The sequence below is a fragment of the Actinomadura sp. NAK00032 genome (assembly GCF_013364275.1).
GTDB lineage: Bacteria > Actinomycetota > Actinomycetes > Streptosporangiales > Streptosporangiaceae > Spirillospora.
In genome coordinates this window covers 725,215-743,681 of sequence record NZ_CP054932.1, presented here as the reverse complement: position 1 = coordinate 743,681, position 18,467 = coordinate 725,215, and the positions used below count along the sequence as shown (strand labels likewise).

The following is an 18,467-nucleotide window of genomic DNA, read 5'->3' as shown; positions in this document are numbered from 1 at the left end:
TCAGGGCGCGGATCGCCGCCTTTAACCGGCCGCACCACAGTCTTGAGGAGAAGATCGACCGAGCGTCCCGAGCGTCAGCGAACACGAAAGATCCGCCGAATGGTCCCCCGAACGCGAACCTTCGGGGGACCATGGACGTCCTAAGTGATCGGACGCCGCCACCTGGCCGCCGCGCCCTCCGGACGAGGCGGGAATAAGGGCCGTTCCGTAAGCGATCTTGTTGCCGTCCCGCGGCGCGCGGGCGGGCTGGATGAAGGAGCACGGTGCGAGGTAAGGCCTTGGTGTTGGCGCTGGTCCTGGGACTGGCGACCGCGTGCGGCGGTGGAGACGGGCAGACCGGCGCCGCGACCGCGAAGGGCGGCGACGACGGTTCGCCGCAGGTGACGATCAGCCCGGCGAACGGCAGCGGCAAGGCCCGCCCCGACCAGGGCGTCACGGTGAAGGCCGCCGGCGGCACGCTCGGCACGGTCTCGGTCAAGCTGAAGGGCGCCGACGTCCCCGGCAAGCTCTCCCCCGACAAGACGACCTGGCACTCCACCTGGACGCTCCAGCCCGGCGGCCGCTACCAGGTGTCGGCGACGGCGACGTCCACCAAGGGCAAGTCCACCACCGCGACCAGTGCCTTCCGCGCCAGCCGCGCCACCGCCGCCACCCGCGTCAACAACGTCGTGCCCAGCGAGAACGAGACCGTCGGCACCGGCATGCCGGTCTTCGTCCAGTTCAACAAGGCCGTCCCGGAGAAGGCCAAGCCCGCCATCGAGCGCGCCACCGAGATCTCCTCGACCACCCCCACCGAGGGCGCCTGGCGCTGGCTCAGCGCCGGCGAGTCCTTCAACGGCCTCCCCTCGATGGTGTTCCGCCCGAAGCACCCGTGGAAGCCCCACCAGCGCGTCACCGTCAAGGTCCACTACGCCGGCCTGAAGATCGGCGCCGACGTGTTCGGCGACAAGGACGTCACCCGCACCTTCAAGGTCGGCGACTCCCACGTCATCAGCATCAACGCCAAGACGCACCGGCTCAACGTGAAGAAGAACGGCCGCACCGTCCGCACCTGGGGCGTCAGCCTCGGCGCCGGCGGCGACGTCCAGCGCGACGGCGTCGACCACCTGCTCACCACCAGCGGCATCCACCTCACCATGGACCACGTCCGCCTGGAGCGCATGCGCCCGCCGGGCAAGAAGAAGGGCGACCCCGGCTGGTACGACGAGAAGGTCCCGTGGGCGACGCGCATCTCCAACAGCGGCGAGTACATCCACCAGAACATGGACGACCCGACCTGCCTCGGCAAGCGCAACTGCAGCCACGGCTGCGTCCGCTCCCCCGCCGCCGACGCCCAGTGGTTCTTCCACTGGTCCTACCGCGGCGACATCGTCAAGATCACCGGCACCAAGCGCAGCCTCCAGTGGCCGAACGGCTGGGGCTACTGGCAACTCTCCTTCCCCGAGTGGGCCAAAGGCAGCGCCCTCAACAAGCCCATAACCACCACCCAGGCCTGACCCACGCGCCGGTCCTGACCGTCTGCGGGATGGCGAGATAGCGGCCGACCCTGCCTGAACAACGCCACCGACCGTATCGTTCGACTCCCTTACCGATGCTTCAGCAGGGTTGTGGCGATGGCGATCTGGGCGGGTTCCAGGGCTGTCTTGCCGTCCTCGATGTCCCAGAGGGCGTTCTGTAGGACGCGTCCGAGCGTCCAGCCCGTCGCTCGACGGCGGTCGAGATCGAGGACCTCGGTCAGCAGGTCGAAGCGCCGGAGGACCGCCCGGGCCACGTCGCCGGCGGCCTCCACCTCGTCCCACCTGTTGTCCAGGGCGGGCAGCAGCTCGAACCCCGGGTCGCCCGCGAGCGGTTCCGGGTCGATCGCCAGCCACGGCTCCCGCTCTCCGGCGAGGACGTTGTCGTAGTGGAGGTCCCAGTGCAGCAGCCGGTCGCCGGCCTCACCGACCAGTTCGGCGACGGCGCCCGCACATGTGCGCACCAGCCGCCGGTCGTCAGGGTCGCGCAGTAGCGGCACCGCACGCGGCACTTGGTCGAGCATCGCCGAAGCGATGTCGGACAGCTGCCGCAGCCCCTTTGGAGCGGGCACCGAGGTCAGCCGCGCCATCAGCTCGGCGAGGATCTGCACCGCCGCAGCATCGTCGGCCACCTTGGAGAGGGGACGAGCTGCGTCCAGCCGCTCCAGCAACTGCGTGGCGCTGCCGTCGTCATGGGCGAGCAGGCGCACGGCCCCATCGCCGTCCCATGCGCGAAGCCCGGCGGCAGTACCGGCGGTCTCTTCCCGAAGCTGCTGGAGTTTGAGCACAGCCGGAGTCCCATCGGACCCGACCACCGGCAATACCAATGAGGCCATGCCATATGCGGCCGGGCCATCGAGCCGCAGTTCCCAGCGCTCCAGGAACTCGCCGCCCAGACGCGGCAGCTCGCCGACCCACGCGCGCTCCTCGGCGCCGTGCGCGCCATAGGACGCCGCGAACGCGTCCGGAACGTCAATCGACCTGGTCACGGAAATCTCCTTCGTCATTTGAGAGCCAGAGGCGATGAACGAAGGAGACAACGGAGGTGCCCGGACATCGGGCAGGCGTCAACGCATGAACTCACCCTACCCGAGCAAGATCGTCCTTTCCTCTACTGCCGAAGCCGCTTGTCAGGGAGACGTGAGCACCAGGGGCGAATTGATTCGCGTGTTCCCCGTCACCCAGATCCGTCCGCTCGGTGCGACGGAGACGTCATGCGCCCAGGCTTCGATCGGAGTGGTGAACGTCTGCCAGGCACCGTCCGCGTAACGCAGTAGCGGCGCAGGGCCGTACAGGAACGCGCGACTGAGGACGACGAGCGGATTGCCATCTCCGTCCAGCCGCACCTTCTTGCCATAGCCGTCAAAGGCGCTGGCAGGGGCCGCAGCAGTCCACGTCTGGCCGTTCCAGCGGTAGAGGGAGTTCCAGGTGAGCGCCCAGACCGTCCCGTCGGCGGTGGGCGCAACGCTGGTTACGCACTGCTCTGTGGGGAGCGGGGGCAGCGTTGTCCAGGCAGTGCCGTTCCAGCGCAGAGCCACCGATTCCTGACGTTGGACGGCGGCGTCGTAGCGGCAGCCACCGGCCCATGCCTCGGTGGCGCTGCGCGCTTGGAAATCTGCCATTCCCTCCGGCAATGAACTGGCAACGGGGTCGGCCTGCCAGACGTTGCCGACGCGGCGGTACAGCGCGCGCAGGAAACGGTCGTCGCTCGGGCCGCGCACGTCGATCTGAAGCCACACTCCGGCCGGGCCGGCCCACAGACGGGTGTCGTATGCGTAGGTCGCCTTCGCCGGTAGAGCAATGGGTTGGAACGCAGCGCCGTCGAACCGCGCCAGGTAGACCTCTTCCCCGCCCTGGACGCCCCAGACCCAAACCTCCCCGCCGTACGCGACAACCTCTGAAATGCCGCCATTGCCGGACCAGCCGTTGAGCGGATACTCCTTCCATTGCGAGCCCACCCAGCGACGCACCACAGGGTTGCCGACACTGTCCCCGACCTGCCCCTGGCGGCCGGCGACCCATGCCTCGTCGTCAGAGACGGCGGCGACGCTGTACACGCCTGCCCTGGGCCACAGGAACGGCAGCGGGACGTCCTTCAGCTCAGCGGGCAGGGCATCGGCATGGACAACGCTCACAGGAGCCAACGCGACGACCCCAACGGCCAGGGCGGCCAGCCGGACACGAAATGACCTCATGCCCGACATCATCCGGTCTAATTCAAAAAGATGCCAGTGTTCACTGGATAGATCGCCGATCAAGAAGACCAGCGATGCGCGCCCGCCGCCCTCGCCTTGGACGGCACCGCCTCAGCCCTTCCTCACCGCGTCACCGACCTGATCGGGCGAAGTGCGCCAGGGGGCGCCATGGCCCGGGAGCACCCAGGACGCCGAAAGGCCCGCGATCCGGTCGAGTGAGGCGAGCGCTTCGGCCGGGTCGTCGGTGAAGGGCGCGGGCTGCGGTCCGCTGCGTCCGGTCAGAACATGCCGCGTGGTCAGCGCGTCACCCACGAAGACGGCGTCGGCGAGCGGGACGTGCACGGCCACGCTTCCCGGAGAGTGCCCCGGCATGCCCACGATGACCGGGCTGCCCGGCAGGTCCAGAACATCACCGTCGGCGATCTCGGTGACCTCACCGACATAGCGAGGGCGCAGGCCGTTCTTGCGGATGGAATAGCCGAAGAAGCCGAGCGTCGGGCCGAGACGCATCGGGCCGAACGCGACCTTGGGCTTCTCTCCCGTCCGCGCGCGGACCGCGTCGGCGGCGTGCACGAACACCGGCACGCCGTGCTCGCCGCGCAGGCGCTCGGCGAAGCCGATATGGTCGGAGTCGCCGTGGGTCAGCACGAGCCCGCGAATGTCGTCGACGCTCTTGCCGAGAAGGCGGAGTTCGCTCTGCAGGTCCCGCCAGTGGCCGGGCAGCCCCGCGTCGATGAGCGTGATGCCCTCGGGTGCGTCGACGAGGTAGCACGCCACAATGTCGTTACCGAGACGGTGCAGGTGGGGAGCGAGTTTCATCGGACTTCTCCAGAGCGCGGACGAAGGTCGTCATAGCTAATATAAATAGCTATGATGGCTATGGTCAATAGCCTTCGCGGGAGGACGAGCGATGCCGACGCCTGAGAAGACCTCGTTCAACGAGATCGTCGCGGCAGGACGCGACCTGCTGGAAGTGGGCGGCCGGCAGCAGTTGACGATGCAGAGCGTCGCAGCACGGGTGGGCGTGCGCGCCCCGTCGCTGTACAAGCACGTCAGCAACCGCGCGGCCCTGCTGACCGCCGTCGCCGAGGCCACCATCGACGACCTGGGCACCCTGTTGGAGTCGACCGACGGGTCGATCGAGGGGCTGATACGGGGCTACCGGCAGTTCGCCCAGACCTGGCCAGAGGGATTCCGGCTGATGCTCTCCCCGGAAGCACCGCCCGAAGCCCTCGCCCGAGTGGCCGCCCCCGTGCTGCACGCATCACGGGAACTCGTCGGCGATCAGGAGGCCCTCGAAGCAGCGCGCCTGGTGACCGCCTGGGCGACCGGCTTCATCGAGATGGAACTCAACGGCAGCTTCCGCCTCGGAGGCGACGTCAACAACGCCTTCGAATACGGCCTCACCGGCATACACCGCGCCTTGGCGAATAGCCGCTGACCCCGGAAAGAGAACCCGAGACCCGTGACGGCTCCGCGAAATCGCACATCGCGAGAAGCCCGCGTGTCGTCACGCGCCCTCCGGTCTGACAGATCTTCCCGAACGGGCGCCCAGCCGCAGCAGCTCGGCGGCTCCAGCCTCTCGGTACCGCCGCACGAGGGCTTCGATCAGCAGGGTGGTGTCCTGGTCGTCGGGCGTATAGATCCACAGCTTCGTGTCCGGCGCCGCGGCGACCGCGAAGCCGCTCGCGACCAGGTGCAACTCGTCCCCGTCCACACTCCAGAAGGACTTGCGCCGCGCCTCCGACGAGGCGACCTCGTGCCTGCCCCACAGCGCCGCGAACCGCGAACTGGCGGCGGAGAGAGAATCGATGAACCGTGCCCACTCCCGGTCGCCCAGCCGCCGCCCGAACGCGGCCCGCAACTGGGCGACCATGAAGGACACTTCACGCTCCCACTCGACGAGCGGCTGCACGTGTTCCGGAGCCGTGAAGAGGTGGTGCAGTACGTTCCGTTCCTCCGGTGGCAGCAGCACGAGGCCCGGATCGAGCGCGGCGTAGGCGTCGTTGAAGGCGAGCACGTCGTACCGGGCCGTCACGATGGTCGCCGGCAGCGGCGCCAGCGCCTCCAGGATGGTCTGGTACTCCGCCGGCTGCGACCCGTCCACCGTTGCTTTCTCGGGCACGCTGGGGACCGCCGCGAGCCGGTAGAGGTGGTTGCGCTCCGTCTCGTCGAGCAGCAGCGTACGGGCGACCGCGTCGAGCACCTGGACGCTGGGATTGATCCGCCGCCCTTGCTCCAGCCAGGTGTACCAGGCGACGCCGATCCCGGAGAGCTCCGCGACCTCCTCCCGGCGCAGCCCGGGAGTGCGCCGCCGGGGGCCCCGAGCGATGCCCACGGTCTCCGGAGCGATCCGCTCGCGGCGACGTCGCAGGAACTCCCCCAGTTCGGTACGCCGTTGGGCCCCGCCGTCCGGGGAAGCGCCGTCGTGTACAGGATCGCTCCGCGCCATCGTTCCAGTGTGCAGGACGCTCCCGTGCCGTAGGCAGATACCGGCAGTACCGGGATAACTGGGTACCTGGTACCCGGATGCGGACACCTGGACCCTCGTCGTCATGAGCGAGACGACAACCACTCGGGCCGCTTCGGCTCCGTCCCCAGAACGGCACCGCAGCAACCTCATGCTGGCCGTGCTGTTGGGCTCGGTCTTCATGGCGCTGCTCGACTCGACGATCGTCAACGTCGCGACACCCACGATCCGCGTCGACCTCGACACCACAGGCTCGGCGCTGCAGCTGATCGTCTCCGGCTACACCATCGCTTACGCCACACTGCTGGTCACAGGCGCCCGGCTCGGCGCCCGCAACGGCTACCGTGCCGCGTTCCTGTTCGGCCTCGTCACCTTCACCGTGGCCTCGCTCGCCTGCGGACTCTCCCCCACCGCCGGGCTCCTGATCGGCGCACGCGTTGTCCAGGGCATCGGTGCGGCGTTGATGATGCCGCAGGTCTACAGCCTGATCCAGCTGAAGTTCGAGGGTGCCGCACGCGGCCGCGCGCTGAGCCTGTACGCCGCCGTCATCGGCCTCGGAGTCGTCGTCGGCCAGGTGATCGGCGGCGTGCTCGTCAGTGCGGACCTCTTCGGCACCGGCTGGCGACCGGTGTTCCTTCTCAACGTGCCGATCGGCGCGGTACTGCTGATCGCCGGCCTGAGGCTGCTGCCCCAGGGCAGACCCGCACAGCCCAAGTCCCTGGACATCCCCGGCCTGTTCACCCTGACCACGGCCCTTCTGCTTCTGGTCATTCCGCTGGTGATCGGCCACGACCAGGACTGGCCGCTGTGGACGACGATCTCCCTGGCCGCCTCCGTGCCCATGTTCGCCGTCTTCGCACTCACCGAACGCGCGGTCGCGCGCCACGGCGGTGATCCGCTGCTCCCCGGCAAGGTCCTGAAGACTCCCGGACTCGTCCCGGCCGCTTGCGCGAACTTCTTCACGATGGCCGGGTACGCGGGCTTCCTCTTCGCTTTCTCCCAGCACATGCAGACGGCGCTCGGCGAGTCGGCCACGCGCACCGGCCTGACGTTCGCACCGCTCGCCATCGGCGTGGCAGGCGGCAGCCTCACCTGGCAGAAGGTCCCCGCACGGCTGCACCGGCCAATGATCGCCATGGCCTGCCTGGTCGCCGCCGTGGGCTATTTCGGCATCGGCTTCGCCATGCGCTCCGGCGGCCACGGCGGCATCGGCCTCCTGGGACTGCAGTTGGTCGTCGGAGTCGGCATGGGCTACATCACCAGCCCCTTGCTGACCGTGGCCCTGGCCCATGTGAACCCCACCGACGCCGCGGACGCCAGCGGTGTGATGACGACCGGAGCCCAGATCGCCCAGGTCCTCGGCGTCGCCACGTACGGCACCATCTACCTGAGCACCGCCGACACCGCAGCCGCGGACGCCATCTTCACCACCTCATTGATCGTCACCACCGGCGCCCTCCTCAGCTCCCTGACAGCCCTAAAACTCCCCCGCAACCACTGAAACCTCAACGGCGCGCCCAGCGAGTGCACCTTGCCCACCCCACCTCTACTCACCGACACATCGCGTCGATCAGATCCGAAAAGTTCGGGAACTCCGCGCCCGCCGCCGCCACGATCTCCGCCACAGAACGGCGCCCACCCGGCGCGTACCGCTCCGCGATCGCACGAAACGCCTCGTTCGGCTGCGTTTCACGACCTGGATCCGTGATCGCCTCATGCGGCCCAAAGCCGGCCGCGAACAACCAGAGCAGGTCGCCGAGGTCGCGGGCGATCACGCCACGCTCCCCCTCGGAACCGAGGTAGACGACGGGCTGCTCGACGATGGGCGCTCCGGGCCGAGCCAGCCAGAAGCCGACATAGTCGCCGGCCCCAGTGGCGCCGAAGAAGCGGAACTCGCTCCCGTCGACCTCTTCGTTGCCGGTCCACAGGCGAAACCACCACGCGGTCTCCGCCGACGCCTCGAACCGTTCGTACGGCTCGAAATCGCAACCGCGAGCCTCGTCGGCTTCTTCGTCCCACTCCCACTCGAAGCCGACCTCGACCACGTCGACCAGAGCGCTGGGCAGGGCCAGATCTCCCAAGGCCTCCGTCACCCTGAGATGCTAACCATTCCGCGTCTGACCGTGGCCCTCTAAAGACCACGAACCTGTACATGGTCCTGAGCGGACGCAAGCAGCCATGGACCCAGGGGGCGTAGGCCGTTAACACAACAGCCCCTCCCGAGAACGGAAGGGGCCTCTGAGCTGGGAGCCGCCTATCGGAATCGAACCGATGACCTATTCATTACGAGTGAATCGCTCTGCCGACTGAGCTAAGGCGGCGTGCCGTGCGGGCACGGCGGGATGAAGTCTACCGGGTTTCGGGGGGTGGGTGTGCACGGGTTTCAGCCGCAGGTGGTGCCGGACTTGGGAGGGTCGGCGGTGATCAGGTAGTTGTCGGTGGCCTTGGTGATGCAGGGGTTGCCTTGCAGGTAGGCGGTGTGGCCGTCGCCGTTGAAGGTGAGGAGGACGCCGCTGGAGAGCTGGCTTGAGAGGTTCTGGGCCCACTTGTAGGGCGTGGCGGGGTCGCGGACGGTGCCGATGACGACGATGGGGGGCGCGCCCTTGGCGGTGACGGGTTTCGGCTGCTGGTTGGTCTGGGAGGGCCAGTAGACGCAGGGGAGGCCGCCCCAGACGACGAAGGGGCCGAAGCGGGGGGCGACCTTCTTGGCCTCGTCGGCGGACTTCTTGTAGGCGGCGAGGTTGCTGGGGTTGGGCTTGTCGACGCAGTTGACGGCCATGTTGGCGTCGGTCTGGTTGCTGTAGGTGCCGTTGGGCTTGCGCTCGACCATCTCGTCCGCGAGGGCCAGGAGGACGGTGCCGTCGCCGCTCATCGCCTGGACGAGCGCCTGGCGCAGGACGGGCCAGTACTCCTTGACGTAGAGCGCCCTGGCTATGCCCATCACGGCCAGGGACTCGGTGACCTTGCGGGAGTCGCGGGTGGTGCTGAGCGGCTTCTTGTCGGTGGCGGAGAGGAAGGACTCGATCTTCGCGATGACGGCGTCGGGCGTGTTGCCGAGCGGGCAGTTGCCGGACTTGACGCAGTTGTCGGCGAAGGCGCGGAGGGCCGTCTCGAAGCCCTTGGCCTGCTCGATCAGGAGGTCGGTCGAGGAGAGCTGGGGGTCGACGGCGCCGTCCAGGACGAGGGCTCGGACGTTCTTCGGGAACTGCTCGGCGTAGAAGGCGCCCAGGTAGGTGCCGTAGGAGGCGCCGTAGTAGGTGAGCTTCTCGTCGCCCAGGGCGGCGCGGAGGACGTCCATGTCGCGGGCGGCGTTGACGGTGCCGACGTAGGGCAGCTCCGCGGCGTTCTTGGTCTTGCAGCGCTGGGCGAACTGCTCGCTCTGGGCGCCGAGGGCGTTCGTCTCCTGCTGGTCGTCCGGGGACGCGTCGGTGGCGAAGAACTTGTCGAGTTCGGGGCCCGTGTTGCAGCGGACGGGGTCGCTGGCGGCGACGCCTCGGGGGTCGAAGCCGACGATGTCGAAGCGTTGGCGCAGGTCGTCGCCGAAGGTGCGGGCCGCCTGGCGGACGAAGTCGACCCCGGAACCGCCCGGCCCGCCCGGGTTGGTGAGCAGGGAGCCGATCCGTTCAGATTTGTCCTCAGCCGGGAGCCGGATCACGGAGATGCCGACCTTCTCGCCCGTCGGGTCGGAGTAGTTCAGCGGCACCTGGACGGTCGCGCACTCGAAGCCCTTGTCGCAGGCCTTCCAGGACGGTTTCTGCCCGTAGAACGACTGGAGGTTCGCGGGGACGCTCGCCGGCGTCGACGTCTTCTTCTCCCCATCGGCGTCGCTGCTGCTGCATCCGGTGGCCATCGCCAGTGCCAGCACGGTGGCCGCACTGATGAACCTCGCTGCCTGCACCCTGGTCCCCGTCTCGTCATAGCGGCACGTACGCCGCCGCCTACGCTACGTCGGGGCGGCGGCCGAGGGCCACCATTGGGCCGAGACGGGGTCCGCGTGGCGCGAGCCCCGTCCCTGCGTCGTGCCCTGCGGGGTAGGGCACGACGCGTCCAGGCGGCTTGGTCGGGCCGGACGGCCGCCCGGACGTCTCTAGCGTGGGCCGCCGCCGGGTGGGCCGCCCCGGCCCTCGCCGCGTTGCGGGGCCAGGGACGCGCATGCCTGCATGGCCTTCTGCTCCTCGGCCGATCGGCTCGGACGGTTGGAAGGCGCCCCGCTCGGACGGTTGGTCGGTGCGTCGCTCGGGCGGGTGCGCGGCGCGCCGGACGGGCGGCCTCCTTCGGGGAGTTTGACGCCCTGTTTCTCCAGGCAGGCGCGGAACGAGGCCATCGGGTCGGCGGCGCCTGGGTTGTCCGATCCGCCGCCTCCGCAGGCGGCGGTGAGCAGCAGCAGGGCGGCGCCCAGCACGCCCAGCGCGTAGTTCGGTCTCATCGGCCCCCGCCCTGGTTCACGGTGGTGGCGGTGACCGTGCCGTCCGCGGTCTTCGTCCCTCGGACGGTGACGTTCGTGCCCGAGGCTAGGTCCTTCAGGTCGCCCTTCTCGGTGATCCGGATGCTGGTCGTTCCGCTGGTCGCGACCTTGACCGTCTGGCCGGACGTCGTGCGCAGGTAGAGCGTGTCGCCGGTGACCTTCACGACCGTGCCGGTGGTGGTGTCGCCGCCGCCTCCTGCGAAGCCTCCGGAGCCCGGCGGGCCGCCGTAGCCGCCTTGGGGGCGGCCGGTGGGGAAGCCTCCGGCCGGGCGGGTGCCGGACGGGCCGGAGCCGTCCGATGACCACTTCTGCGCCTGGACGCCGCCCAGGAAGCCCGCGACCAGGATGATCCCGGCGGCGAGGTAGAGCGTCGGCCCCGGCTGGGAGCGGCGCTGCGGGCGCGCCGCGAGCGTGGCGTCGAGGTCGTCGGCGAACGGGGAGCTGGACAGCAGTTCCGCGTCGTCCGCCGGTGCGCGCGTGCCGGGCGGTTCGGGGCTCACGGTTCTCCTTCGGTCGTCAGTCATGGCGGAGCGCCTCGATGGGACGGAGCCGGGCGGCGCGGGAGGCGGGGTAGCCGCCGAAGAACAGGCCGATCGCGACGGACACGCCCAGGGCGAGGACGATCGACGACGGCACCAGGACGGGTTCGACGCCGGCGATCGTGAAGCGGCTGCCGGCGACGCCGGCGAGGACGCCGAGCAGGCCGCCGAGCAGGCTGAGGACGGTGGCCTCCGCGACGAACTGGCCGAGGATCGCGCCGCGCGGCGCGCCGATGGCCTTGCGGATGCCGATCTCGCGGGTCCGCTCGGTGACGGTGACCAGCATGATGTTGGTGATGCCGATGCCGCCGACGAGCAGGCTGATCGCGGCGACGGCGCCGAGCAGGACGGTGAACGTGCGGCTCGACTCGCTGACCGCCGACTGGACGCTGGCCTGGCTCGACACGGTGAAGTCGGCGCTGCCGGAGGCCGTGCCGTGCCGCTGGGCGAGCAGCGCCGTGACCTCGGCCTGGGCGATGTCGACGGCGTCACTGCCCGTGGCCTGGACGATGATCTGGTCGAGGCCGCCGTAGCCGGTGAGGGTCTCCTGGACGGCGGGCAGCGGCGCGACGGCGATGCTGTCCGGGTCGGAGAAGGAGGACGAGGACGAGCCCGTCGCCTTGAGGACGCCGGCGACCGTGAACCGGATCCCGCCGACGTCGATCTTCTTGCCGAGCGGGTCCACCCGTCCGAACAGGTCGGACGCGACCGTGCTGCCGAGCACGACGGTCTTGCGCCCGGCGGTCGCGTCGGCGTCGGTGAACAGGGCGCCGGACGCGACGGTCTTGTTCGCGGCGCCGAAGTAGGACGGGGTGGTGCCGACGAACTGGCCGATGGTCACGCTCGTCCCCGCGTAGCCGGCGGTGACCGACTGGCTGGTCACGACCGGGGAGGCGCTCTTCACCGACGACGCCTCGGCGAGGGCCTTCGCGTCGGCCGTGGTCAGGTCGTGGGCCTGGGTGCGGGGGCCGGTGTCCGCAGCCTGGCCGGGACCGCCGCCGAAGCCGCCGCCCCGGCCCGTGGTGGACGGGCTGACGGTCAGCGAGTCGGCGCCGAGCCGCTGGATGCTCTTCTTGATCTGCTCGGACGAGCCGTTGCCGACCGCGACGAGCAGGATCACCGCGGCGACGCCGATCAGGATGCCCAGCGTGGTCAGCGAGCTGCGCAGCTTGTTGGCCGACAGTCCGCGCACGGCGAACCGCAGGATGTCGAGGACGCTCAACGCGCGCCTCCCGCGGCCGTCGTCCACGCGGCGCCGGGCGGCGGGCCGGTGACGGGGGCGCGGCGCGCGTCCTCGACAATCCGGCCGTCCACGAGGCGGACGACGCGTTTGGCGTGCGCGGCGACGTCGTCCTCGTGGGTGATCACGATGATGGTGCGGCCGGCGAGCGCGAGCCGGTCGAAGACGCCGAGGACGTCGGCGGTGGAGCCGCTGTCGAGCGCGCCGGTCGGCTCGTCGGCGAGCAGCAGCGCGGGCGCGGTGACGAGGGCGCGGGCGACGGCGACGCGCTGCTGCTGGCCGCCGGACAGCTCGTTGGGCTCGTGCCGGGTCCGGTCGGCGAGCCCGACCTCGCGCAGCGCGGCGAGGGCCCGGCGCCGCCGGTCGGGACCCTTGACGCCGCCGTAGGCGAGCGGCAGTTCGACGTTGGCCTGCGCGGTCATCCGCGGGATGAGGTTGAAGGACTGGAAGACGAACCCGATGCGGCGGTTGCGCAGGATCGCCAGGCTCCGCTCGTCCAGCCCGGCGACGTCCCGGCCGTCGAGGAGGTAGCGGCCGCCGCTCGGCGCGTCCAGGCAGCCGATGATGTTCATCAGCGTGGACTTGCCGGAGCCGGACGCGCCCATGACCGCCACGTAGTCGCCGCGCTCCACGGTCAGCGAGACGCCTTGCAGGGCGTGGACGGTCGTTTCGCCCGTCCCGTACACCTTCGTCACGTCGCGGAGGTCGAGCACGGGAGCCGCGGGCGTCACCGGCGGCCTCCCCCGGCCGGACCGCCCCCGCCGGGTCCGCCCCCGCCGCCCATGCCGGGTCCGCCGCCGCCCGGGAACCCCTGCCGCCCGGTGGTGCCGGACGTCCCGGAGCCGCTCGTGGACGACGTGACGACGACCTGGTCGCCCTCCTCCAGCCCGGATTCGATCTCGGTGCCCTGGTCGCCCTTGACGCCGGTCTTCACCGTGACGGTGCTCTGCGCGCCGTCGCGGACGACCGTCACCGTGCTCTGCCCGCCGGCCGTCCGGACCGCCGCGCTCGGCACGTAGAGGACGTCCTCCGCCTTCGCGACGGTGATCTCGACGGTCGCGGTCTGCCCGAGCCGGACCCCGGACGGGACGTCCCCGAGCGAGATCGTGGCGGGGAACTTCACGACGTTGTCGGTCGTCGTCGGCGACACCCCGATCGCGGTGATCTTCCCGGTGGCGGTCGTGCCGGTCAGCGCGTCGAACGAGATGGTCGCGGCCTGGCCGACCTTGAGCTTGGTGGTGTCCGCCTCGGTGAAGTTCCCCTCGATCTGCAGGTGCTCGGTGTCGGCCATCTCGATGAAGCCGGACCCGGAGGAGGACGACGAAGACGAGGACGTGGACGAGCTCCCAGGTGAGGATCCGCCCGAACTCGACCCGGTGCCCGTGCTCCCGCCGGAGCCGCCGGAACCGCTTGAGCCGCCGGAACCGCTTGAGCTGCCGCCGACGGTCCCGTTGACGGCGGTGACCGTCCCGGCGAACGGGGCCTTCAAGACAGTGCCCTGATAGGCGCGCAAAGCGGAGTTGTAGGCGTTCTTCGCCTGGACGTAACCGGCGTAGCCCTTCTCCGACGACGTGTCGCCCCCGGCGGCGACGGCCAGGTTCGCCTTGGCGGCGTTGACGTTCTCCAGCGCCTGGGTCTGGTCGAGGCGGGCGAGGACCTCGCCTCCCGAGACCTTCTCGCCCGCCTTGACGTAGATCTTGGCGACCGTGCCGGACGCGCCGAACGACAGGGAGCGGCTCCGGGCGCTCTCCACGGAGCCGGCCGCCGACACCGACGACTCCACGGTCCCCCGGGCCACCCGCGAGACCCGGGTGGACGCGGCGGCGCCGTCGCCTCCGTCGCCGAGCGTGAGGTATGCGGTGCCGGCGCCCGCGACGAGCAGCACGCCGAGCGCGCCGTTGACGAGCAGCGTCCGGCGCTGAAACGGCCGATTCATGGAGGTGATGCTCTGGGGCGCGCATGTGGCTCTCGTGAGCCGTGAGTGAGAAACGGATGAGAGAGGCGCCGGGGTTCGCGGCGTTGGCGGGCGGCGACAACCTCTGCCGCCGTCTTTATCACCTGTCGTTACACCAATGAATGAAACATCCTGCGATGGTGTGATGCCCGTCGCTCTGGCGCTGGACGTCTTGAAAGACGCCTCGTCCCTACGCGACCGTAGGTTACGCGAACGTAAGTTACCGGTCGGCAGGGAGGCAACGTGGTCAAGGCGGCGCGGACGCTCGCGGAGGCGGCCCGGGTCCTCACGACCCCGCTGCTGCCGGAGGACTACCTCGGCCTGGTCAACCCGCTGTGGTCGGCCACCGGCCCGCGCGGACGCGTCGAGGCCGTCCGCCATGAGGCGCCGTCCGCCGCGACGCTCATGATCAGGCCCGGCCGGGCATGGCGGGGGCACCGGCCGGGCCAGTGGGTCAGGATCGGCGCGGACATCGGCGGCGTCCGGCACTGGCGGACGTTCTCGCTGTCGTCCCCGCCCCGGCCGGACGGGCGGATCACCGTCACCGTCAAGGCCGCCCGCGACGGGTTCGTCTCCGCGTACCTCGTCAACGGGATCCGTCCCGGCGCGCTCGTCCACCTGGCCCCGGCGGACGGCGAGTTCACGCTCCCCTCGCCGCTCCCCCGCAAGCTGCTCTTCATCACGGCCGGCAGCGGGATCACCCCGGTCATGGCCATGCTCCGCGCCCTGACCGGAGACGGCGGCGGCAAAGGCGGCGGCGCCGACATCGTCGTCCTGCACTCCGACCGGACGGCCGGGGACGTCATCTTCGGCACCGAACTCCGCGCGATGACCGGCATCACCCTGCACGAACGGCACACGTCCACCGAGGGCAGGCTCAAGGCGTCCGAGCTACCGGACGTCTGCCCCGACTGGGCGGAGCGCGACACCTGGGCCTGCGGGCCCGGCGCGATGCTGGACGACCTCGCCGCGCACTGGCACGCCGCCGGGGTCGCCGGCCGGCTCCGCGCCGAGCGCTTCCGGACCGTCCTGCGGGGCGGCGGCGAAGGCGGGCGCGTCACCTTCACCAGGAGCGGCGTCGAGGCGGACGCCGACGGGAGCACGCCGCTCCTGGTCGCCGGCGAGGAGGCGGGCGCGCTGCTGCCGAGCGGCTGCCGGATGGGCATCTGCCACGGCTGCGTCGGCCCGCTGCGCTCCGGCAGGGTCCGCGACCTGCGCACCGGCCGGGTGCACGGCGAGGAGGGCGAGATCGTCCAGACCTGCGTCTCGGCCGCCGCCGGCCCCGTGGAAATCGACCTCTGAGGCTCTGGGGGACCCATGACCGACCACCTGACGACAGCGGACTACGACACGATCGCCGCCGAGCTGGACGCCCTCCGCGAGGAGATCATGCCGGCGCTGGGCGAGCGCGACGCGGCCTACATCCACCGGGTGATCCGCTGGCAGCGCGGCCTGGAGATCACCGGCCGGGCGCTGCTGCTGGCGTCCGCGCTGCCGCCCGCCTGGGCCGCCGGGACCGCGACGCTCGCCGTCGCGAAGATCCTGGAGAACATGGAGATCGGGCACAACGTCATGCACGGCCAGTGGGACTGGATGCGCGACCCGAAGATCCACTCGACGACCTGGGAGTGGGACAACGTCTCGCCCGCCGAGCAGTGGAAGCACTCGCACAACTTCGTCCACCACACGTTCACGAACGTCCTCGGCAAGGACAACGACGTCGGCTACGGCATCCTGCGCGTCGCGCCCGAGCAGGAGTGGAGCCCCGCCCACCTCCCGCAACCCCTCTACAACCTGCTGCTCGCGATGTTCTTCGAGTACGGGGTGGCGATGCACGACCTGGAGCTCGACAGGATCCGCGCGGGGACGGCCGACCCGGCGGCCACCAAGGAGAAGCTGCGCCAGATCGGCCGCAAGATCGCCCGCCAGTGGGGCAAGGACTACCTGGCGTTCCCCCTGCTCAGCGGCCCGCAGTTCCTCTCCACGCTGGCCGCGAACTTCACCGCGAACGTGGCTCGCAACGTCTGGGCCCACATGATCATCTTCTGCGGCCACTTTCCCGGCGACGTCGACGTCTTCGAGGAGGAGCGCCTCGACGGCGAGACGAAGGGGGAGTGGTACGTCCGGCAGCTGTGCGGCTCGGCCAACATCACCGGCGGGCCCCTGTTCCACCTGATGACGGGGAACCTCAGCCACCAGATCGAGCACCACCTGTTCCCCGACATGCCGAGCAACCGCTACGCCGAGATCGCTCCGCGCGTCCGCGCCCTGTGCGCGAAGTACGACCTGCCGTACCACACGGGACCGCTGTCGAAGCAGGTCACGAGCACCTGGAAGAAGATCTTCCGCTACGCCCTCCCCGGCGGGCGCCCCGCCCCGGCCAAGGTCTGAACACGGGCAAGGTCTGAACACGGGCAAGGTCTGAACACGGCCGGAGGCCCGGCATCAGGGATGCGGGGCCTCCGGGGTCGGGTCAGGAGCGGCCGGGGAGGCGGTCCTCCACCGTGACCCGCAGGATGGTGACCTTCTCCTCGCCCGCCTCGCTGTCGGGCTCACCGGTCGGGTCCATGCCCTGCGGCCGGGGCGTCAGGTCGACATAGTGGCTGCCCAGGTACCGGTAGGTGGAGCGGTCGAAGAGCAGCGCCAGCCGGGCGCCTTCGGACTTCAGGGACAGGGCGACGGCGGGACGGCCGAGGGCGTCGGTCGCGTGCTCGTCCACCTTGACCGCCGGGACGTCGCTGAGGAACTCGAAGACCTGGGCGCGCAGCTTCGGCGGAAGGTAGCCCTCCAGCATTTCGGCCGTTCCGTACCAGCTCCATTCACCGAACGGCCTGCCGGTGGTCGGCGGGGTGGCGGCGGCGCCGGGGGTGTGCGTGGTGCCGGGGGTGTGCGTGGTGCCGGGGGTGAAGGGGCCGGACTGCGTCCTCCAGTGCCGCATCAGCCCGGGCAGTTCGCGCACCATCCACTGGTGGCTACCCGGTCGCGGGACGGCCGCGCTCTCGTCCTCGACGGGGATCGGGGTCGAGCAGATCCTCGCCTGCCGTGGACGGCATGGGGCGCGCAGGAGCCCGGGCTTGGAGCCGTCCACCGACACCCAGGTGTCCCGGGTCTCCTTGCCCGCGGGACGGCCCTTGCCGACCTTGCCCGGCCCCCACGCGACGGCGGACCTGACGTGGAGGTACTGGCCGGGACGCGGGCTCAGCTCGGGTTGGCTGCGAGCGTCGGCGGCGGCCTTCGTGAGCACCTCGCGGGCGCTCACCGTCTGGATCTGCGCGGAACCGCCGCTTGGGCCCTGGACCGCCACCGCCACGGCGACGCCCGCGGCCACCGCGCCGGCCAGCCCGGCCGCCAGCAGGCCGGGGAACGGCGGGCGGCGCCGGCGGCGGCCGCCGTCCCGGGCGAGGGCCGTCAGCCGCGACCGCCCCTCGGCCAGGACGACCGGGCTGGGCGGGGGCACCTCGTCGTACATCCGCTGGAGCTCACCCATCGTGCCGTTCCTCTCTCAGGTCCAAGGGGTCGATCCCGCCCAGCGCCGCGCGCATCTTGGCGCGGGCCCGGCTGAGGCGGGAGTGGACGGTGCCGGTGGCGATGCCGAGGGCCGCGCCGATCTCGGCCGGGGACAGGTCGCCGGACGCGGTCAGCAGCAGGACGTCCCGCTGCCCGCGGTCCAGGCGGCTCAGCGCGTCCGCCAGCCTCGGCCGGACGCCCTCGGCGGCGACCCGGTCCGGCACGCCCTCGTCGGCGGAGTGCGCGGCCGGATCGGCTCCGGTACGGGCGACGGCCCGCCAGAACCGCACCTCGCGGCGCCGGTGCCGGTGGATCAGGTTGGTGGCGATCCCGTACAGCCAGGGCAGCGCGTTCAGCCGTTCGGGGTCGTACCGGTCGCGCTGCCTGAACGCGTGCAGGAACGTCTCGGCCATCAGGTCGTCGGCCAGGTCGCGGCCGAGCCGCCGGGCGAGGTACCGGTGGATCGCCGGAGCGTGCCGGTCGTACAGGGCGGCGAACTCCTCCGGGTCCCGGCGGGACCTCTCGATGATCGCCCGGTCGCTGTGCTGGTGCACCTCCGCGGTCACCGCGGTCTCATCCACGT

At 70.6% G+C, this 18,467-nt stretch carries 18 protein-coding genes and 1 tRNA gene; 5 read left to right on the top strand and 14 right to left on the bottom strand.

What is annotated here, in order from left to right:
- Window positions 1-263 precede the first annotated feature (263 nt).
- Window positions 264-1,496: an Ig-like domain-containing protein gene (locus tag HUT06_RS03605; RefSeq protein WP_254714960.1), complete on the top strand. Its 1,233-nt coding sequence runs from the start codon at window positions 264-266 to the stop codon at window positions 1,494-1,496.
- 89 nt (window positions 1,497-1,585) lie between these two features.
- Here HUT06_RS03605 and HUT06_RS03600 read toward each other — a convergent pair whose 3' ends face one another.
- The 3 genes from HUT06_RS03600 to HUT06_RS03590 form a co-directional block, all read right to left on the bottom strand.
- A complete protein-coding gene (locus tag HUT06_RS03600) occupies window positions 1,586-2,503 on the bottom strand; it encodes an aminoglycoside phosphotransferase family protein (protein WP_254714959.1) in 918 nt (305 codons plus the stop codon).
- A gap of 141 nt (window positions 2,504-2,644) precedes the next feature.
- The gene (locus HUT06_RS03595; protein WP_176194394.1) at window positions 2,645-3,772 is read right to left on the bottom strand and encodes a hypothetical protein; all 1,128 of its coding nucleotides are present in this window, start codon (window positions 3,770-3,772) and stop codon (window positions 2,645-2,647) included.
- 48 nt (window positions 3,773-3,820) lie between these two features.
- Window positions 3,821-4,528: an MBL fold metallo-hydrolase gene (locus tag HUT06_RS03590; RefSeq protein ID WP_176194393.1), complete on the bottom strand. Its 708-nt coding sequence runs from the start codon at window positions 4,526-4,528 to the stop codon at window positions 3,821-3,823.
- A gap of 91 nt (window positions 4,529-4,619) precedes the next feature.
- Here HUT06_RS03590 and HUT06_RS03585 point away from each other — a divergent pair, with 91 nt between their 5' ends.
- Window positions 4,620-5,150, top strand: a complete 531-nt coding sequence (locus HUT06_RS03585) for a TetR/AcrR family transcriptional regulator (RefSeq protein ID WP_176194392.1) — start codon at window positions 4,620-4,622, stop codon at window positions 5,148-5,150.
- A gap of 69 nt (window positions 5,151-5,219) precedes the next feature.
- On the opposite strand, the gene HUT06_RS03580 is transcribed toward HUT06_RS03585, so the two are convergent.
- Window positions 5,220-6,161 carry a helix-turn-helix transcriptional regulator gene (locus tag HUT06_RS03580; protein WP_176194391.1) on the bottom strand — a complete coding sequence of 314 codons (942 nt, stop codon included), beginning with the start codon at window positions 6,159-6,161 and terminating at the stop codon, window positions 5,220-5,222.
- A gap of 103 nt (window positions 6,162-6,264) precedes the next feature.
- Between HUT06_RS03580 and HUT06_RS03575 the strand changes: the two genes are divergently transcribed.
- Window positions 6,265-7,680: an MFS transporter gene (locus HUT06_RS03575; protein WP_176194390.1), complete on the top strand. Its 1,416-nt coding sequence runs from the start codon at window positions 6,265-6,267 to the stop codon at window positions 7,678-7,680.
- Between the two features lie 49 nt (window positions 7,681-7,729).
- Here HUT06_RS03575 and HUT06_RS03570 read toward each other — a convergent pair whose 3' ends face one another.
- From HUT06_RS03570 to HUT06_RS03535, 8 genes are all read right to left on the bottom strand, one after another.
- Window positions 7,730-8,272: an SMI1/KNR4 family protein gene (locus HUT06_RS03570; protein ID WP_254714957.1), complete on the bottom strand. Its 543-nt coding sequence runs from the start codon at window positions 8,270-8,272 to the stop codon at window positions 7,730-7,732.
- Window positions 8,273-8,427: 155 nt separating this feature from the next.
- Window positions 8,428-8,500, bottom strand: a tRNA-Thr gene (locus tag HUT06_RS03565).
- A 62-nt stretch (window positions 8,501-8,562) separates the two neighbouring features.
- On the bottom strand, window positions 8,563-10,077 hold the full coding sequence (locus tag HUT06_RS03560; RefSeq protein ID WP_254714956.1) for an alpha/beta hydrolase: 1,515 nt from the start codon (window positions 10,075-10,077) through the stop codon (window positions 8,563-8,565).
- Between the two features lie 189 nt (window positions 10,078-10,266).
- Window positions 10,267-10,605, bottom strand: coding sequence for a hypothetical protein (locus tag HUT06_RS03555; RefSeq protein WP_176194389.1), 339 nt, complete (start codon window positions 10,603-10,605; stop codon window positions 10,267-10,269).
- Window positions 10,602-11,144, bottom strand: a complete 543-nt coding sequence (locus HUT06_RS03550) for a DUF5666 domain-containing protein (RefSeq protein WP_176194388.1) — start codon at window positions 11,142-11,144, stop codon at window positions 10,602-10,604. The genes HUT06_RS03555 and HUT06_RS03550 overlap by 4 nt, the downstream gene beginning before the upstream one ends.
- Window positions 11,145-11,160: 16 nt before the next feature.
- A complete protein-coding gene (locus HUT06_RS03545; protein ID WP_176194387.1) occupies window positions 11,161-12,405 on the bottom strand; it encodes an ABC transporter permease in 1,245 nt (414 codons plus the stop codon).
- Window positions 12,402-13,154 (bottom strand): ABC transporter ATP-binding protein, encoded by a 753-nt coding sequence (locus tag HUT06_RS03540; protein WP_302931775.1) that lies wholly within the window; start codon window positions 13,152-13,154, stop codon window positions 12,402-12,404. The genes HUT06_RS03545 and HUT06_RS03540 overlap by 4 nt, the downstream gene beginning before the upstream one ends.
- Window positions 13,151-14,359, bottom strand: coding sequence for an efflux RND transporter periplasmic adaptor subunit (locus HUT06_RS03535; protein WP_176194386.1), 1,209 nt, complete (start codon window positions 14,357-14,359; stop codon window positions 13,151-13,153). The genes HUT06_RS03540 and HUT06_RS03535 overlap by 4 nt, the downstream gene beginning before the upstream one ends.
- 261 nt (window positions 14,360-14,620) lie before the next feature.
- Between HUT06_RS03535 and HUT06_RS03530 the strand changes: the two genes are divergently transcribed.
- Together HUT06_RS03530 and HUT06_RS03525 are read left to right on the top strand one after the other, a co-directional pair.
- Window positions 14,621-15,679 (top strand): ferredoxin reductase, encoded by a 1,059-nt coding sequence (locus tag HUT06_RS03530; protein ID WP_176194385.1) that lies wholly within the window; start codon window positions 14,621-14,623, stop codon window positions 15,677-15,679.
- A 15-nt stretch (window positions 15,680-15,694) separates the two neighbouring features.
- Window positions 15,695-16,768: an acyl-CoA desaturase gene (locus HUT06_RS03525; protein ID WP_176194384.1), complete on the top strand. Its 1,074-nt coding sequence runs from the start codon at window positions 15,695-15,697 to the stop codon at window positions 16,766-16,768.
- 82 nt (window positions 16,769-16,850) lie between these two features.
- On the opposite strand, the gene HUT06_RS03520 is transcribed toward HUT06_RS03525, so the two are convergent.
- On the bottom strand, window positions 16,851-17,864 hold the full coding sequence (locus HUT06_RS03520; RefSeq protein ID WP_176194383.1) for a CU044_5270 family protein: 1,014 nt from the start codon (window positions 17,862-17,864) through the stop codon (window positions 16,851-16,853).
- The gene (locus HUT06_RS03515; RefSeq protein WP_176194382.1) at window positions 17,857-18,450 is read right to left on the bottom strand and encodes an RNA polymerase sigma factor; all 594 of its coding nucleotides are present in this window, start codon (window positions 18,448-18,450) and stop codon (window positions 17,857-17,859) included. Before HUT06_RS03515 ends, HUT06_RS03520 begins: the two co-directional genes overlap by 8 nt.
- Window positions 18,451-18,467: the final 17 nt, after the last annotated feature.

Excerpts from the sequence above, each read along its gene's own strand:
- HUT06_RS03575 (WP_176194390.1), top strand. The coding sequence starts at position 6,265 with ATGAGCGAGACGACAACCACTCGGGCCGCTTCGGCTCCGTCCCCAGAA.
- HUT06_RS03580 (WP_176194391.1), bottom strand. The coding sequence starts at position 6,161 with ATGGCGCGGAGCGATCCTGTACACGACGGCGCTTCCCCGGACGGCGGG.
- HUT06_RS03590 (WP_176194393.1), bottom strand. The coding sequence starts at position 4,528 with ATGAAACTCGCTCCCCACCTGCACCGTCTCGGTAACGACATTGTGGCG.
- HUT06_RS03555 (WP_176194389.1), bottom strand. The coding sequence starts at position 10,605 with ATGAGACCGAACTACGCGCTGGGCGTGCTGGGCGCCGCCCTGCTGCTG.
- HUT06_RS03520 (WP_176194383.1), bottom strand. The coding sequence starts at position 17,864 with ATGGGTGAGCTCCAGCGGATGTACGACGAGGTGCCCCCGCCCAGCCCG.
- HUT06_RS03535 (WP_176194386.1), bottom strand. The coding sequence starts at position 14,359 with ATGAATCGGCCGTTTCAGCGCCGGACGCTGCTCGTCAACGGCGCGCTC.
- HUT06_RS03525 (WP_176194384.1), top strand. The coding sequence starts at position 15,695 with ATGACCGACCACCTGACGACAGCGGACTACGACACGATCGCCGCCGAG.
- HUT06_RS03585 (WP_176194392.1), top strand. The coding sequence starts at position 4,620 with ATGCCGACGCCTGAGAAGACCTCGTTCAACGAGATCGTCGCGGCAGGA.